Source organism: Photobacterium sp. 270122K (genome assembly GCF_059941365.1).
This window is the reverse complement of sequence record NZ_JBPOEN010000006.1, coordinates 91459-107242: the sequence shown is the minus strand read 5'-3', so window position 1 is coordinate 107242 and position 15784 is coordinate 91459. Positions and strand designations below refer to the sequence as shown.

The 15784-nt window shown below is 54.9% G+C and carries 14 protein-coding genes; all 14 read left to right on the top strand.

From position 1 onward, the window contains the following. Window positions 1-101 precede the first annotated feature (101 nt). The 14 genes from hypB to ACSF8W_RS12345 all read left to right on the top strand — a co-directional run bounded on the left by hypB (window position 102) and on the right by ACSF8W_RS12345 (window position 15742). Window positions 102-833 carry a hydrogenase nickel incorporation protein HypB gene (gene hypB, locus ACSF8W_RS12410; protein WP_500847639.1) on the top strand — a complete coding sequence of 244 codons (732 nt, stop codon included), beginning with the start codon at window positions 102-104 and terminating at the stop codon, window positions 831-833. 10 nt (window positions 834-843) lie between these two features. Next, the gene (locus tag ACSF8W_RS12405; protein WP_500847638.1) at window positions 844-1098 is read left to right on the top strand and encodes a HypC/HybG/HupF family hydrogenase formation chaperone; all 255 of its coding nucleotides are present in this window, start codon (window positions 844-846) and stop codon (window positions 1096-1098) included. Continuing rightward, window positions 1086-2264 (top strand): hydrogenase formation protein HypD, encoded by a 1179-nt coding sequence (gene hypD, locus ACSF8W_RS12400; RefSeq protein ID WP_500847637.1) that lies wholly within the window; start codon window positions 1086-1088, stop codon window positions 2262-2264. The genes ACSF8W_RS12405 and hypD overlap by 13 nt, the downstream gene beginning before the upstream one ends. Further along, entirely contained in the window at window positions 2261-3265 is a 1005-nt protein-coding gene (hypE, locus tag ACSF8W_RS12395) for a hydrogenase expression/formation protein HypE (RefSeq protein ID WP_500847636.1), read from the top strand. Before hypD ends, hypE begins: the two co-directional genes overlap by 4 nt. After that, window positions 3265-3609 carry a hydrogenase/urease nickel incorporation protein HypA gene (hypA, locus tag ACSF8W_RS12390; RefSeq protein ID WP_500847635.1) on the top strand — a complete coding sequence of 115 codons (345 nt, stop codon included), beginning with the start codon at window positions 3265-3267 and terminating at the stop codon, window positions 3607-3609. The genes hypE and hypA overlap by 1 nt, the downstream gene beginning before the upstream one ends. A gap of 122 nt (window positions 3610-3731) precedes the next feature. Further along, complete coding sequence (locus ACSF8W_RS12385) at window positions 3732-4883, top strand: hydrogenase small subunit (protein ID WP_500847634.1); 1152 nt, start codon at window positions 3732-3734, stop codon at window positions 4881-4883. After that, window positions 4880-6583: a nickel-dependent hydrogenase large subunit gene (locus tag ACSF8W_RS12380; RefSeq protein ID WP_500847633.1), complete on the top strand. Its 1704-nt coding sequence runs from the start codon at window positions 4880-4882 to the stop codon at window positions 6581-6583. Before ACSF8W_RS12385 ends, ACSF8W_RS12380 begins: the two co-directional genes overlap by 4 nt. Before the next feature lie 10 nt (window positions 6584-6593). After that, on the top strand, window positions 6594-7277 hold the full coding sequence (gene cybH / locus ACSF8W_RS12375) for a Ni/Fe-hydrogenase, b-type cytochrome subunit (protein WP_500847632.1): 684 nt from the start codon (window positions 6594-6596) through the stop codon (window positions 7275-7277). Continuing rightward, window positions 7274-7846, top strand: a complete 573-nt coding sequence (locus tag ACSF8W_RS12370; RefSeq protein WP_500847631.1) for a HyaD/HybD family hydrogenase maturation endopeptidase — start codon at window positions 7274-7276, stop codon at window positions 7844-7846. Before cybH ends, ACSF8W_RS12370 begins: the two co-directional genes overlap by 4 nt. A gap of 5 nt (window positions 7847-7851) precedes the next feature. Beyond that, window positions 7852-9654, top strand: coding sequence for a hypothetical protein (locus ACSF8W_RS12365; protein WP_500847630.1), 1803 nt, complete (start codon window positions 7852-7854; stop codon window positions 9652-9654). 65 nt (window positions 9655-9719) lie between these two features. Next, entirely contained in the window at window positions 9720-12281 is a 2562-nt protein-coding gene (gene hypF / locus ACSF8W_RS12360) for a carbamoyltransferase HypF (protein WP_500847629.1), read from the top strand. After that, window positions 12268-13932 (top strand): ABC transporter substrate-binding protein, encoded by a 1665-nt coding sequence (locus tag ACSF8W_RS12355; protein WP_500847628.1) that lies wholly within the window; start codon window positions 12268-12270, stop codon window positions 13930-13932. Before hypF ends, ACSF8W_RS12355 begins: the two co-directional genes overlap by 14 nt. Then, a complete protein-coding gene (locus ACSF8W_RS12350; protein ID WP_500847802.1) occupies window positions 13920-14894 on the top strand; it encodes an ABC transporter permease in 975 nt (324 codons plus the stop codon). Before ACSF8W_RS12355 ends, ACSF8W_RS12350 begins: the two co-directional genes overlap by 13 nt. Next, window positions 14891-15742, top strand: a complete 852-nt coding sequence (locus tag ACSF8W_RS12345; RefSeq protein ID WP_500847627.1) for an ABC transporter permease — start codon at window positions 14891-14893, stop codon at window positions 15740-15742. Before ACSF8W_RS12350 ends, ACSF8W_RS12345 begins: the two co-directional genes overlap by 4 nt. Window positions 15743-15784 lie beyond the last annotated feature (42 nt).

Genomic DNA, 15784 nt, shown 5'->3' with positions numbered 1-15784 from the left:
GATTTTAATCCTCGGTTGCTCATTTAAAACGTCGTCAATGTATTTTCTTTGAATGTGACAGAAATAAGAAAACAAATAAACAGAATGTGTTTGGAGTAGTTATGTGTAAAGACTGTGGCTGTTCGTTGACGGATCATCACCATCAACAAGATCATCATCACGACGTTGTTCATAATCCACAACTGAATGATAAAAAGACGCTGCGTGTCATACATAAAATTCTAGACAAAAACGATGCGGAAGCCGCCCATAACCGCGCCCATTTTGAACAGCATGGGGTGAAGGCATTTAACCTCATGAGTAGCCCGGGCAGCGGCAAAACTACGTTACTGGAGCACCTGCATCAATATACGTCATTGCGTTACGCCGTGATTGAAGGTGACTTAGAAACCTCTCGCGATGCCGACCGTTTACAGGCGCAGGGCATTGCGGCTTACCAAATCCAAACCGGCTCCGCTTGTCACTTGGATGCCTTCATGGTCCACGGTGCGTTGCATCACCTGCCGCTGGATAATCTGGATATCTGCTTTGTAGAAAATGTCGGCAACTTGGTGTGTCCGGCCAGCTACGATGTGGGTACCCACAAAAATATCGTGCTGGTCTCGGTACCGGAAGGCGATGACAAAATTGAAAAATACCCGGTGATGTTCCGCCGCGCTGATTTGGTGTTACTGACCAAGTGTGATTTGTTGCCGCATTTTGATTTCAGCCTGGAAGCCGCCCGTGAGCAGGTCGCCAAGCTTAACCCGAATGCGGTTGTGCTAGAGGTGTCGGTGAAGCAGCCTGACACGCTGGCTCCTGTTGTGGCATGGCTTAATAGCCAGATGCAGTAAGGCGCGCAGTATGTGTTTATCGGTTCCTTCCCAAATTATTGCCATTGATGACGAAACGCTCAGCGTCACCGTCGAATCCTTAGGGGTGCAACGTAAAGTCAGCCGTCACCTCTACATGGAGCCACTTGCCATTGGCGATTATGTGCTGATCCACATTGGTTTTGTGATGAACAAAATCGACAAAGCCGATGCGGAATTAAGCCTCGCGTTGTATCAGGAAATGATCGACAAGCTGGAGGCGGGAAACGGCTCATGTCCACGATGAATGCCCAGTCCAGTATAAAGCCTCTTTATGACGGGTTTCGCAACCCAGAGACGGTGCGTTATTTGGCGCAATTGATCCAGCAGGAAGCGGCGCAGCTCAATGCGCCGTTACACATCATGGAAGTGTGTGGCGGTCATACCCATACCATCATGAAGTTTGGCCTTAAAGGCTTGTTGCCAGACAACATTCAGTTCATTCATGGCCCGGGTTGTCCGGTGTGTGTGATGCCTAAAGAGCGCATCGATCACGCCATCACCTTGGCCCAGCAGCCCAATGTGATTTTGGTGACCTTGGGTGACATGATCCGCGTACCCGGCTCCCGTGGCAGCTTGGCGCAATGCCGTGCCCAAGGCGGCGATGTGCGTCCTCTGTATGATCCGCTGGATGCCTTGCGCATTGCGCAGGAAAACCCGGATAAAACCGTGGTGTTCTTTGCCATTGGCTTTGAAACCTCGACCCCGATGACCGCCGTTTTGCTGCAACAGGCAGAGGCATTAGGCATCGATAACCTGTTATTTCACATCAACCATGTCTTGGTACCACCGGCCGTTCATGCGGTGATGGATGATCCGCAAGTGAAGGTGAACGCCTTTATCGGGCCGTCTCATGTGAGTGTGATTCAGGGCGCGAAGATCTATCAACCGTTGGTGGCACAGTATGGCACGCCAGTCGTCGTCGCCGGATTTGAACCGGTGGATGTGATGGAGTCCGTGTTGCGTCTGGTTCGCCAGAAAGTCGCCGGCGAAGCCTCGGTCGATATCCAATACAGCCGCGCCGTCAGTCAGGATGGCAACGTGGCCGCCCAGCAGTGGGTGAATACCTATTTCGAACCTCGCGCCGTTTTTCGCTGGCGTGGGTTAGGCCCCATTCCTCATTCCGCGTTGCAACTGAAACCGTCTTTTGCGCACCGAGATGCCGAACGCCATTTTGCCGCAATCCTCAGTGATGAAGCGGTAGACGATCACAAAGCCTGTCAGTGTGGCGACATTTTACGTGGCTTGGCCCAGCCTGCCGATTGCCGTGTCTTTGGCAGAGGCTGTACGCCGCAGCGCCCGCTAGGCAGTTGTATGGTGAGCTCAGAAGGGGCGTGTAATGCCTATTACCGCTATCAGGGCGTATTAAACGCCGATGCCGTGAATGCCTTAACCACAGGAAATCCGCAATGAAAGAGCAATACATTCAACTGAGTCACGGTGGTGGTGGCGAAGAAATGGGGCGGCTGATCAAAGACATCATCTTTTCTGCGTTTGATAACCCGTTGTTGCAACGCGAAGAAGATGCCGCCGTGCTGAATTTGTCCGGCGAGACCGCATTTACTACCGACAGCTTTACCGTGTCGCCGCTGATCTTCAAAGGGGGCGATATCGGGAAACTGGCCGTGGCCGGCACCGTGAATGATTTGGCGATGATGGGGGCGAAACCTCACTCACTCAGTTGCAGCTTCATCATTGAAGAAGGGTTCTCGATGGCGACCCTGAAAACCCTTGTACAAAGTATGGCGCGTGAGCTGCAAGTGTGTGGTGCGCGCGTGGTGTGTGGCGATACCAAGGTCGTGCCGCGCGGGTGTGCTGACGGCATTTACATTAATACCGCTGGGCTGGGACAAGTGGTTCAAGCGGGGATCTCTGCCCACAACCTTCAACCTGGTGATGCCATTATCGTGTCGCGCGATATTGGCTGTCACGGGGCGACCGTGCTGATGAACCGCGAAGGCCTTGAGCTGGAAGCGGATCTGCACAGTGACTGTGCGACCTTGTGGCCAGTGGTGGACGCATTAATCGCAGCGGGTATTGATATTCATGCCATGCGCGATGCCACTCGGGGCGGATTGTCGGCCGTCGTGAATGAATGGGCCCGTGCCGCTGGCGTGGGCATCACCTTGCAGGAAGCCGCGATTCCGGTGCGCGATACGGTGCGCGGTCTGTGTGAACTGTACGGCATGGAACCGTTTGATTTGGCCAACGAAGGCACCTTTGTGCTGGCCTTGCCTGCTGATCAAGTGGCTGACGCCTTGGCCGTAATGACCACGTTTGCTTGCTGTCCTGCCGCTGCTGAGATCGGCTGTGTTGACCAACGACAATTGGGCAAAGTGCTATTGGCGACGCCGTGGGGCAGCTTGCGTTACCTCGATGTGCCGCAGGGCGAACTGTTGCCGAGGATCTGCTGATGCACGAGTACTCCATTGTCAGTGCCTTGATCGAACAGTGTGAAAGCCATGCCCGTGCCAACGGCGCGCGGGAAATCACCCGGGTGGCGATCAAGGTGGGGCAACTCAGTGGCGTTGAGCCGGCATTGCTCCAAACCGCTTTTGATACCTTCAAGCTGGAAGGGGTTTGCCGTAACGCCGAGTTGCAGATGCAGATACAGCCTTTGGTGATCCACTGTCATACCTGCCAACAAGATGTTGAGATGCCGCATCGACAGGTCATTTGCCCGCAATGCCATGGCCGGGATACGACCGTGATAGACGGCGAAGATCTGCTGTTGATGCAGCTAGAGATGGCGACCTGAACGCCGACTGCTTTTCTACCGACAGGTAACAAATAGTCAACGGGTGGGGCTTGTATCCCGCCGGCTGATATTTCCTCGATATAAAACCAAAAACATCATCACTCTCAAATTAAGGATGAGCCATGGACACACATGCTGCCCTTTATGCGCTGGGACAATCCCGGCTGGCGAAATTGCGTCAGCTCCCCAGCAAAAAACAACAGCCTTTGCAGGAACGTCTGGAAGAAAACGGCATTAGCCGACGGGAATTTCTGGTGTGGAGTGCAACCCTGACGGCGGCGTTAGCCTTGCCAATGCCGTTCAGTTCGATGGTGGCAGAAGCGGCGGAACTGGCCGATCGCGTGCCGTTGATTTGGCTGCACATGGCCGAATGTACCGGCTGTTCAGAATCATTGATCCGCTCGTCCACACCGGATGTCAGCACCCTGATTTTTGATCATGTCTCGCTTGAATATCAGGAAACCCTGATGGCCGCAGCGGGCTGGCAAGCAGAAGAAAATCTTGATGCGGCCATGCGTGATTATCATGGCCAGTATTTGTTGGCGGTTGAAGGGGCTGTGCCTACTGCTAATGGCGGGGCGTTTCTGACGCTGGGCTGTAAAGGCCGTACCGGTTTAGACATGGTGCGAGAAGCGGCCGCCGGCGCAGCAGCGATTATCTCGGTGGGTACCTGTGCCTCTTTTGGTGGCGTACAGGCGGCCAAGCCTAATCCGACCGGCGCAAAAGGTGTGCATGCGGTGATTGATCGCCCGGTGATCAACTTGGGCGGCTGTCCGCCAAGTTCCTCCAATATCGTTGGCACCCTGATGTATTACATCATGTTTGGCAAGTTGCCGGCGCTGGATACCTTCAACCGTCCTAAGTGGGCCTATGGCGCGCGCGTCCACGATAACTGTGAACGCCGTGGTCACTTTGATGCCGGCGAGTTCGTGGAAGAGTTCGGTGATGAAGCCGCTGAAAACGGCTACTGCCTGTACAAAATGGGCTGCAAAGGGCCATACACCTATAACAACTGTCCGCAAGAGCGTTTTAACAACCACACCAGTTGGCCGGTGCTGGCCGGTCACGGTTGTATTGGGTGTTCTGAACCGGATTTCTGGGATGACATGGCTGACTTTGAAAAGCCACTGGGCCGCCAACTGTTACACGGATTGGATGCTACTGCCGACACCATTGGTGCCGTCACCCTTGGCTTGACTGCCTTGGGCATTGGGGCTCACGCAGTGGGCAGTTTCTTTGCTGGCGCTTATAACGATGAGGACAACGAAAAATGAGCAAGCGTATTGTCATTGACCCGATCACCCGTATTGAAGGGCATCTGCGCATTGAAGTCGAAGTGGATGAGAACAATGTGATCGAAAAAGCCTGGGCCTCATCGACCCTGTTCCGTGGGCTGGAAATCATTTTGAAAGGCCGTACCCCGTTTGATGTGGGTTTGCTGGTACAGCGGATCTGCGGCGTGTGTACGTTCTCGCATTATTTGTGCGGCACCATGGCGGTGGAAGATGCCATTGGCGCAGCGGTGCCGATGAACGCCAAATACCTGCGTTCGATGATGTTGGAAGCTTTGCACATGCACGACCATATCGTGCATTTCTATATCCTGCACGGCCTTGACTGGATAGATGTCGTTTCTGCGTTAAAAGCGGATCCAGCCAAGGCCGCCCAGGTGGCGATGCAATATTCCGATACCCCGATGGCGGCAGGCGAAGGCGAGTTGCGCGCGGTACAGGAAAAAGTGAAGAAGTTTGTTGATACCGGCAAATTGGGCCCGTTCGCCAACGCGTATTGGGGTAACCCGTCGTATTCCTTTACGCCTGAGCAGAACCTGATTGGTCTGTCACACTATTTCAAAGCGTTGGAAATTCAGCGCATAGTGGCCGAGATGATGGCGATCTGGGGCGGCAAGAACCCGCATCCGCAATCTGTTGTCGTCGGTGGGATCACCTGTGTGCGCGACATGATCAACCCGGCCCGCTTGCAGGAATGGGCTCAGCGCCGCGCCACCGTGGTGGACTTTATTGAACGCGCTTATCAGGCCGATCTCATCATGGCAGCCGCCGCTTACGGACAAGAGCCGTCCGTATTGGGCGGGGTGAATGTGCGTAACTTCATGTCGACCAACGATGTCCTTGTCGGCCAGAACCAGTACTTGTTCAAGAGCGGGATCATCCGTAATGGCGATCTCGCCCATGTTGAAGAAATTGACCCGTACAAGATTGAAGAAGACGTGACTCACTCGTGGTACAACGCCCAGCATCCGCAACACCCGCTGGATGGCACTACCATTCCTGAACATACCCCGTTTGTTGAGCGTGAAACTGTGTTTGGCACCCTGCCAACGGTGGATGGCGAAGGGAAATACTCTTGGGTGAAATCGCCACGTTATGCCGGTGAGCCGGTGGAAGTGGGCCCGTTAGCGGCCGTATTAGTGAACTACGGGCGTGGTGTGCCGGAAGTGGTGGAGATCGTCGATGCGTTCTTGGCGCGTACCGGTTTGCCAAAAGCCGCCCTGTTTACCACCCTCGGTCGTACCGCTGCCCGCATGCTGCATACTTTGGTGCAGGCGCGTCATGGTAACCGCACCTTTGAAGCCTTGGTGAATAACATTCAGTCTGACACCTCGACTTATATTGCGCCGGATCTGAACGCTGATGTGGAATACAAAGGTTTTGCCATGATTGAAGCGCCACGAGGCTTGTTGAGCCACTGGATCCGCATTAAAGGCGGTCTGGTTGAAAACTATCAAGCGGTGGTGCCGACCACCTGGAATGCTGGCCCGCGTGACGGCAATGGCAAAGTGGGGCCGTACGAAGCCTCTCTGGTGGGGCTGAAGTTGGACGATCCGACCAAGCCGCTGGAAATTCTGCGTGTGATCCACTCTTTCGACCCTTGCATGGCGTGCTCGGTGCACGTGATGGACTACAAAGGTCAGTCGCTGAGTCAGTTCCGTATCGATCCGAACGCATTCTAAGGAGTCCGTGATGAGTAGCGAAGCAGTGCTCTATAAACGGGAGCGGGTCTTTTCGGTAGTGATCCGCGTGTGTCACTGGTTGCGGGCATTGGCGATCACCGCCTTGGTGATCACCGGGTTTTACATTTCGTGGCCGTTTCTTGTCGCACCGGAAAGCAGTGATGTGCTGGTGAATGGCTGGATCCGCTTTGCCCATGAAGTGTTTGGTTTCATGCTGGTGGCGATCACCATGGCGCGGGTGTACCTGTTCTTCTTTAGCCGCAGCAATGTGGAAAGACGCTCCATCAATGATGCCCTGAGCACCAAAAGCTGGCTGCAACAAATCAAAGCCTATTTGTGGATGGGTAAACCGCCGCACCACGGCGCATACGGCCCGCTGCAGTTGGTGGTGTATGCCGGGATCTCAACCTTGGCGATCTTCATGTGCGTGACTGGTTTGATGCTGTATGACAACGTCTACCACGGCGGGGTGGCGGCGATGTTGTTGCCTGTTACCGATCAGTTGACGCAATGGATGGGCGGGTTAGCGAACGTGCGTTTGTGGCACCATTATGTGACGTGGGCGTTTATCATTTTCGTCTTTTTTCACATCTACATGGTGGTATGGACGGGGATCCGTTTCCGCAATGGTTCTGCCGATTCCATTCTGTCTGGTTACGATTACCAATCTGTCCGTAAGGATGATGCTGAATGAAGATATTGCTATTGGGAATTGGCAATGTCTTGTACGCCGACGAAGGAGTCGGCGTACATTTCGTCAATTACATCGCGGAAAACTACCGCTTCTCTCACCCTGAACACCAGATCGACACCCTTGATGGCGGCACGTTGGCGCAAGGGCTCACCCCGATTTTGGCCCGTTACGATCACCTGATCGTGGTGGATACCGTTAATGCCGCCGGTGCCAAGCCCGGTCAGGTGTATTACTTCAATTTCGACAATGCGCCACCGGAAATTGACTGGCAAGGCAGTGCCCATGAAGTGGAGATGCTGCAGACCCTGATCATGATGGAGATGGTGGGCGATCGGCCCGATACCTGGATCCTTGGCATGGTGCCGACCGTGTTAGAGCCGATGCATCTTGGCCTGACAACGCAGATTCAGGCGGGGATCCCGCTCATGGAGCAAACCCTGCTCAACCATCTGCAAGGGCTGGGCATCACCTGTCAGCGGGTGGCAAATGTGGATATCACCGCGCTGATCCCGGATTCATTTAAGGCCCATGCGAACAAGCATGATTCTTCCTGTTGCGGTGAGGCATAAACCGTATGAAATTACTTCGATTTTCTTTTGCATGTTCACGCAAAGTGGCCGTGTACGCCCAGATGTGCAACCGCTACCTCGACTATGCACCCTTGTGGATCACGATCGGTTGGTGCAACGGCTGTTTCTTTCTGGAAGCGAAGGGCGAACAGGCAGAGCTGGAAACCTTGGCGGCTGCCATTGGTAAAGACTTTCTCTACTCGGTTTGGATGACGGATGCCCGCATTGAGGCGGTCGATTCTCGTATCGGTGGGCGGATCCCGCTCAAAACTCGCACTGTCATCGGCCCGTTTTGTCAGCATTGCCATCCTTTGTTTGCGGATAACCAGTCGCCGCAATTTGGCCAGACCGATTTAGCTTGTCCCGTGTGCCATGGGGAACAACATCCTTCGGCGGCGATTTCGTTTACTGACATTCAGGGGATTGCGCAGCAGTTGCGTGAGCAAGGCGAGGTGACGCTGGCGGTTGGCGGGCATCGCACCACATTACGTACATTGCCGTTTACGGACGCGACACCGCAACGGGCTCACGTGCTGGTGTGTAACCCGAACCGCTTGGCGGCCCATTTTTCAGCTGAACATCACCATGTGATGGCGCTCTCCAGTGTGGAAAAACCGGTGGTGACGCTGTTTGCTAAACCGTCGTCTCAGCAGCCTCCCATCACGCAGACCTTGTACGGGGTGCGCTTTGCCTGGCATCGCGCACTTTCGGTGCTGGCTGAAATCCTGCGCCAGCAAGGGGTGGATTATCTGTTCTATCGCACCGATGCGCCGCAACTGTCGGTGGCGTGGGTCGCCAATCAATGGTCTGAATGCGACGTTGACGCAGCGGGTTCGGTACCTGCGCCGTTTGCCGGATTGAAAGCGCCGTTACATGACAGCGCGACGGTGCGAGGTTTACGCGCCGACTGGCACAAAAATATTGTCACCTTTGCGTTGTCTGCGCCGTCTCGGGATACCTCGGATCGTACCAGTCATGCGTTGTGTGCATTGCATGCGGGCAGCATTGAGTCAGACGTATGGCGTCATCAGGCGGTGATTTATTTCAGCAACCAATCACCGGGTCAGTTGGTGGTGTTGGATCCGCGTCTGAATCCGGAGGTGTTCTTTCGGTTGCGTCCGTTGCCGCAAACCGGTCAGCAATGGTGGCAGGCACTGGAAGCGCAAGGTCGCCATGATTTGCTGAGCCGTTTTTCAGCCCGTTTTCCAGAAGACACCGCACAACTCGTAGGTATGCACTTTACTGGCCCGCGCGATAACCTGACCACCTTGTTTGCCGCGTGTGCTTGCGTGATGGGGCTGGCAACAACAGCGCAGTCTGTTCAGCAACTGGCCGATCGGGTTATTGCGGCGGCGATGTCTTTTCAAGGCAAGAATGCTCATCGCATTGATATCGGTTTTGATGAAAGTCTTGATGATAATCAAGAGTCTAACGTATCCATCAGCGGGCTATCCATCAGCGGACGATCCATCAGCGGATTAGATTTTTATCAGACGCTAGCCAGTGTGATGGCGTTTCGTTTGGCGACCGATGGTGATGATGCGTTAGTGCCTAAGCTGGCGTTTGGCATCATGGATTCACTGGCGGATCACTTGGCGACCTGGATTGAACATCTGGATGGCAAATACGGCATTGAGCAAGTGGTGCTGGCGGGTAATGAAATGGCCAATGAATGCCTCGCGCAACGCTTAGCCGTACGCGTTGGGAAAAACTTTCCGTTATTTGCCAACCGCCGTTTGGCACTGGATAGCAGCAACCTGAGTGTGGGCGCCTTGCTGTTGAAGCAGCGCCGAGGCCGAGGGTGGTAATGACGGTGTCGGAGTGCAAAGCGAATAATGGGTTCATAGCAGACAAGGTGTTCAGAACAGACAAGGTGTTCAAAGTATCTGACGAGGCTGAAGCCTTCCATTGCCAACTCACCATTCAGGGCATTGTACAAGGGGTCGGTTTCCGACCTTTTGTCTACCGCAGTGCGATGGCGTTCGGTTTGAACGGCACGGTGCTGAACAATGCACAAGGGGTGACGGTGCATCTGCAAGGTGCGTCGGCGGCGGTGGATGCCTGTGTGGCGGCGATCATTGCCAATCCGCCGCCATTGGCGCGAATCGACAGCCATGCCGTAACTTCGCTGCCGGTGGATCCGCAATTGACGGACTTCCAAATTATCCGCAGTGAAGGTTGTGCGTCTGGAACAGCAGCATCAGATGTTCAATCCGGTGCATCCGTCGCCTTGTCGCCGGATATGGCGACGTGTCCGGATTGCCTGCAAGACATTGCTGATCCCACCAGTCGCTTTTATCGTTATCCGTTTACTAACTGCACGAATTGCGGGCCACGTTATTCCATCATTCGCCAACTGCCTTATGACCGTCAGTCCACGACCATGGCAGACTTTGCCATGTGTCCGGTTTGTGAACGTGCCTACCATGATCCGCTGGATCGCCGTTACCATGCGCAGCCTATCAGTTGCCCCGATTGTGGCCCGCAGCTGCGGTTGTTATCGCCACAAGGGACAGAACTCGCTGCGCGAGAAGCCGCACTAACACAGGCGATGACGGCACTATCACAAGGTAAGATCCTTGCGATAAAAGGGTTGGGGGGATTTCACCTGATGTGCGATGCCACCCATGCGACTGCTGTGCAATCACTGCGTGCGCGCAAGCACCGTCCGGCAAAGCCTTTTGCGGTGATGGTTAAGGACGAGGCGATGGCGCAAACGCTGGTCGAGGGAACGCCGGCCGCTTGGAATGCCCTGACAAGTCGCCAACGCCCGATTGTGCTGATGACAAAGCGACAAGATCCGCGAAACAACATCGCAGAAGCTGTTGCCCCAGATCTAGATGCTTTAGGGGTGATGTTGCCTTATACGCCGTTGCATACCTTGTTGCTCGAAGGCTTGGCGCGCCCGCTGGTGGCGACGTCGGCCAATATCAGTGGCGAGCCGATTTTAACGTCTGAAGAAGCTGTGATTGAGCACTTGGCGCATGTCGTGGATGGCATTTTGGATCATGACCGTCCTATCGCGCACCCGTGTGACGACAGTGTGGTGCAGGTGTGCAATGACCAGCCCATGCTGATGCGATTGGGGCGCGGTTATGCGCCATTGACTTTGCCTTTTCCTCTACCTACTCCGGTTTCTTGTTCGACATCTCAAGTCCTCCTTGCTGCCGGAGCACAGCAGAAAAACAGCGTGGCTTTGGCGTTTGGCCAGCAAATGGTGGTGAGCCCGTATATTGGCGACCTGCATACCCTTGCCAGTGAGCAGCATTACCAACAAACCGTGGCCTTTTTGCAGCAGTGTTATGGGTTAACGCCCACGCTAACGGTGTGCGATAAGCATCCGGATTACGCCTCAAGCCGACTGGCCCCCGCTTTGGCTCAAGCGGCATGTTTACCACAGCCTGCAGTGATCACTGTGCAGCACCATTACGCCCATATTCTGGCGCAAATGGCGATGCATCAACGCACGGCACCGGTGCTGGGTTTTGCCTTTGATGGCACAGGCCTTGGGGACGACGGCACCATTTGGGGCGCAGAGGCCATGGTGGCCGATATCCATGGTTACCAGCGTGTCGCCAGCCTTGCGCCATTTATGCTGATCGGCGGCGATAAGGCGGTGCAGGATCCAACCCGTTTGCTGCTGGCATTACTGTTTGAACGTTACAGTGTGGAGGCGATTGTCGCCATGCAATTAGAGGCGTTGGCAGAGGTCGATCCTCGTTGGATTCATAACCTGCATCGCCTGTGGGAAGAAAAAGCAGCTTGTGTGCCGTGCTCTTCGATGGGGCGTTTGTTTGATGCCGTCGCTCGATTACTCGGTTTGGTCGGTAACGCGCCATATGAAGGGGAAGCGGGCATGAAACTGGCTGACGCCGCGCAACGGCATAGTAAACAACGGAATTCCGCGCAACCTCATAGCCCGCAACATCATAGCTCGCAAAATCAAAGAACGCAGGATGCGGCAAGCTTGGCCTCAGCGTTGTCCTTCACGCTGCCACTCATAAAAGTTGAGGGTAATGTTCCTCTATGGGATACCCAAGGCTTGTTTGCGCAGATCGTCGAGGTGGTAGTTGCATTACCATTGACGCCCGAGCGTATTGGTGCGATTGCCTGGGGCTTTATCGCGGCATTAGCAGATGCCGTGCAGCAGTTCGCCGTCAGCCATTTCGCTACCGAGCAAGACCCTATTCAAGACAGTACACAAGACAGCACGCAAGGCTGTGCGCAAAACTGTACGCAAGACAGGGCTGATGATCCCTCACCCTGCGTGGTGCTGTGTGGTGGGGTGTTTCAAAACACCGTACTCAATGCGCTGTGCCAGCAAAAGCTGAATGCTTGTGGTATGCCGGTGCTGTCCAGTACCGAGCTTCCTGTTAACGATGCCAGCATTGCGCTGGGCCAACTGTGGTACGGCCTTCACCATGATCACGAATAATAATACGTCTTCGCGACAGGGGGGGCGTCGAGTGCGTTTGTCTGCACTGTGTCTCTCTTTGCTTATCACCTTGCCGGCGGAGGCTGCGCCCTCGGTGTCGGCAGCTTCGGTGTCGGCGCCCTTGGTATCAGTGGCCTCGGTCTATCAACAACCGGTGACGATTGCCTTGGGGGATGAGCCCACAGCGGGGTTTGATCCCATTTATGGCTGGGGGCGCTATAACAATCCCCTGATCCAATCCGCCTTGCTAAAACGCACGGGTGAAGGAGAAGTCGCTGGCGATCTGGCTCAGCATTGGACTTTATCACCTGATCGCACAACGTGGACAGTGCGCCTGCAACCTGATTTGGTCTTCAGCGATGGCACACAACTAACGGCCAGTGATGTGGCGTTTACGTACCGCACAGCGAAATCGGTGGCTTCACTGTATGACCTGACCAACTTGGCCAAGGTGGATGTGCAGGATGCAGAGACCGTTATCTTTCACCTTAAGCAGCCTGACATTGGTTTTCTCGATACGCTGGCTTCACTGGGCATTGTGCCGCAGAACGCGTATGGCCCGGATTATGCCCAGCATCCGGTGGGCTCGGGGCCGTATCAGTTTGTGCGTTGGCAAAAAGGCCAATCGTTAGAATTGGTCGCTAACCCGCATTATCACGGCGAGAAGCCGCATCTTGCGCGTCTGATTATCGTATTCAGTGATGAAGCCAGTCGCTATACCCAATTGTTGTCGCACCAGATCGATTTAGCGGCGATCCCACCCCAATATGCCCTAACACTGCCAGCGACAATCAAACAGTGGCGTATCACCAGTGTCGACAATCGTGGTATTGCGTGGCCGATGTTGCCGTTCGACGGGCACGACAAAGGCAATGATGTGACGTCAGACAAAGCGATTCGACAAGCCATTGATAGCACCATTGATCGTGAGTTGCTGGTGCATGCCTTGCTGGACGGTTACGCGCGCACCGCGTATTCCATTGCCGATGGCTTACCGTGGAGTATTGCCCCTGCTGAAAAGGGCGGCCTGTCACCGACTGGTACGGTCAATGCAGAAGCCAAACAAGCAGCAATGCAATCCGCAAAACAAGCGCTCACGACAGCCGGTTGGTTAGTGCAAGATGACGGGATCCGTGCCAAAAATGGCGTGCGAGCGACGTTCACGCTCTATTACAAATCCGGTGACAGCATTCGTGAGCAACTGGCCCTGACGATCGCACAAATGATCAAACCATTAGGGATTGCAGTGGCTACTCAAGGCACCCGTTGGGAGCGTATTAGTCAGGTAATGCATCGCTCGCCAGTGCTGTTCGGTTTTGGCGCATTGTCTCCGAGCGAGATGCGTTACACCTACCACAGCCAGTATCAAGGTGTGGATTTCTATAACAGTGGCTATTACGCCAACCCGATTGTGGATCGTGAATTGGATGCTGCGCAATCTGCGCCTTCGTGGTCACAGGCCATGACCCATTTCCGTCAGGCTCAGCAGCAGATTTATCAGGATGTTCCTTGGACGTGGTTGGTGAATCTGACCCACGTGTATGCAGGTAATCCGTGTTTGGATTTGGGCAAACCGATGATGGAGCCGCATGCCCATGGTTGGCCGCTCACCAATAACATCACGGATTGGACGTGGCAATGCAAACCCTGATGCGCCTTGTTATCCGCTTCGTCGTCCGGCTGGGTGTGCAGTTGTTGCTGGTGGTGATCGTGGCGGCGAGTTTATTGCATTTCTCGCCTCTGGATCCGGTCACACAATACCTGAACGGTAACCTGTTTGCCGTTTCGGCCACGCAAAAGGCGGTGCTGGCAGCACAGTTGGGCGAGCAAGGTTCGGTATGGGCGTCAGTTTCACAATGGCTGGCCCATGTGGCGGTCGGTGACTGGGGGCAGTCGGTGCTCTATCGTCAACCGGTGTTAACTGTGTTGTGGGAGCGCGGGCAGGTCTCTTTGTTATTGATGAGCATCAGTTGGTTGTTGGCCCTTTTTGTCGGTTACGGGCTGGGGCTGCTGGCGGGACTGTGTGCGAACCGTTGGCCGGATAGGGTGATCCGCACAACCGCTTGGGTGTTATCGGCGATGCCGCCGTTCTGGTTAGGCATGGTGCTGATTGCCGTGTTTGCCGTCAAATTGTCGTGGCTGCCGGCCTGCTGTGCCGCGCCTTATGGCGATGGTGTGTTTGAGCAGGGACTGGGCAGCTTGCTGCGACATATGGTGTTGCCTATGACAACCTTGGTGCTGGTGTATATGGCGCCGTTGATATTGCATACCCGCGAAAAAGTGGTGGATGTATTGCGTGATGCGCCCGTGCAGTATGCGCAAATGCACGGACAAGGTGTCTGGGCGCGCGTGCGCTTTCATGTGGTGAAGAACAGTTTGGTGCCCGCATTGGTGTTGCACTTGGCCAGCTTTGCGGAGCTGTTCAGTGGATCCATGCTGGCGGAAACCTTATTCAATTACCCGGGGCTGGGTCAAACCGTGGTGAAGGCTGGGTTGACCCATGATACGGCATTGTTTCTGGGCGCCACGGTGCTCAGTGCGGTACTGGTGTTTGTGGGGAATGCATTGGCGTCGTTGTGTGCCGACTGGCTGACGCCGGGGGTAAGACGATGAGCCGCCACATTCCTTGGTCAGCTTGGGGCATCGTTTGCTTGATGATGATCGCAGCGCTGTATCCATCGTCGGGGTTAGATCTCAACGTGCTGGCGCGTAATCTTCCACCGAGCTGGGCCCATCCCTTCGGAACCGATTGGTTAGGGCGGGATATGCTGACCCGCAGTCTGAAAGGGCTTTATCACAGTGTGACGTTAGCGGCGCTTGCCGTATTGTTGAGCAGTTTGTTGGCGTTGTTGTTGGCCTTGGGATCGGCAGCAAATCGCTGGGTACACCGTAGTGTGCGGATTGCCATTGATGTGTGCTTATCAGTACCGCATCTGCTGTTGATGATTCTGCTGTCGCTGGCGTTCAGCGGTGTGACGATGAGTACGACAGTCGCGGCGGATGCGAGTGGCAGCGCAGTGGGGATTGTTGCCGCCATTGCCTTGAGCCATTGGCCGCGTCTCACCCGCTTGCTGCTGTGTGATTTACAGGCGGTAACCCATTCTCCGTATTTCCACCTGGCGCAGCAATTTGGGCATCGCCGTTTGCCGTTATTGTGGCGGCATATCGTCCCCCATATTGCCCCACAGTGGTTAACGGGGATGTTGGTCATGTTGCCGCAAGCCTTGTCACACATGGCAGGACTGACCTTCTTGGGCTTTGGTTTTGATCCGGCCACTCCGGCAATCGGGGTGATTTTGTCACAAGCCAGTCAGTATTTGCTGGCCGGGGAGTGGTGGTTAGCCGTATTACCCGGTGCCTTACTGGTGTTGTGCGTGCTGTTATTGTCAGCGAGTGCCCAACAAATCAGCGGTACGTTGCGCGGCAATGCCCCTGCACTGCTGTCGCGTTCAGGCGCTTAAGGGCCGCTAATTGAGGCAGTTAATCGTTGCTGGTAAATAGTG

Excerpts from the sequence above, each read along its gene's own strand:
- ACSF8W_RS12385 (WP_500847634.1), top strand. The coding sequence starts at position 3,732 with ATGGACACACATGCTGCCCTTTATGCGCTGGGACAATCCCGGCTGGCG.
- ACSF8W_RS12355 (WP_500847628.1), top strand. The coding sequence starts at position 12,268 with ATGATCACGAATAATAATACGTCTTCGCGACAGGGGGGGCGTCGAGTG.
- cybH (WP_500847632.1), top strand. The coding sequence starts at position 6,594 with ATGAGTAGCGAAGCAGTGCTCTATAAACGGGAGCGGGTCTTTTCGGTA.
- hypB (WP_500847639.1), top strand. The coding sequence starts at position 102 with ATGTGTAAAGACTGTGGCTGTTCGTTGACGGATCATCACCATCAACAA.
- ACSF8W_RS12370 (WP_500847631.1), top strand. The coding sequence starts at position 7,274 with ATGAAGATATTGCTATTGGGAATTGGCAATGTCTTGTACGCCGACGAA.
- hypE (WP_500847636.1), top strand. The coding sequence starts at position 2,261 with ATGAAAGAGCAATACATTCAACTGAGTCACGGTGGTGGTGGCGAAGAA.
- ACSF8W_RS12405 (WP_500847638.1), top strand. The coding sequence starts at position 844 with ATGTGTTTATCGGTTCCTTCCCAAATTATTGCCATTGATGACGAAACG.
- ACSF8W_RS12380 (WP_500847633.1), top strand. The coding sequence starts at position 4,880 with ATGAGCAAGCGTATTGTCATTGACCCGATCACCCGTATTGAAGGGCAT.
- ACSF8W_RS12345 (WP_500847627.1), top strand. The coding sequence starts at position 14,891 with ATGAGCCGCCACATTCCTTGGTCAGCTTGGGGCATCGTTTGCTTGATG.
- hypD (WP_500847637.1), top strand. The coding sequence starts at position 1,086 with ATGTCCACGATGAATGCCCAGTCCAGTATAAAGCCTCTTTATGACGGG.
- ACSF8W_RS12350 (WP_500847802.1), top strand. The coding sequence starts at position 13,920 with ATGCAAACCCTGATGCGCCTTGTTATCCGCTTCGTCGTCCGGCTGGGT.
- hypA (WP_500847635.1), top strand. The coding sequence starts at position 3,265 with ATGCACGAGTACTCCATTGTCAGTGCCTTGATCGAACAGTGTGAAAGC.
- ACSF8W_RS12365 (WP_500847630.1), top strand. The coding sequence starts at position 7,852 with ATGAAATTACTTCGATTTTCTTTTGCATGTTCACGCAAAGTGGCCGTG.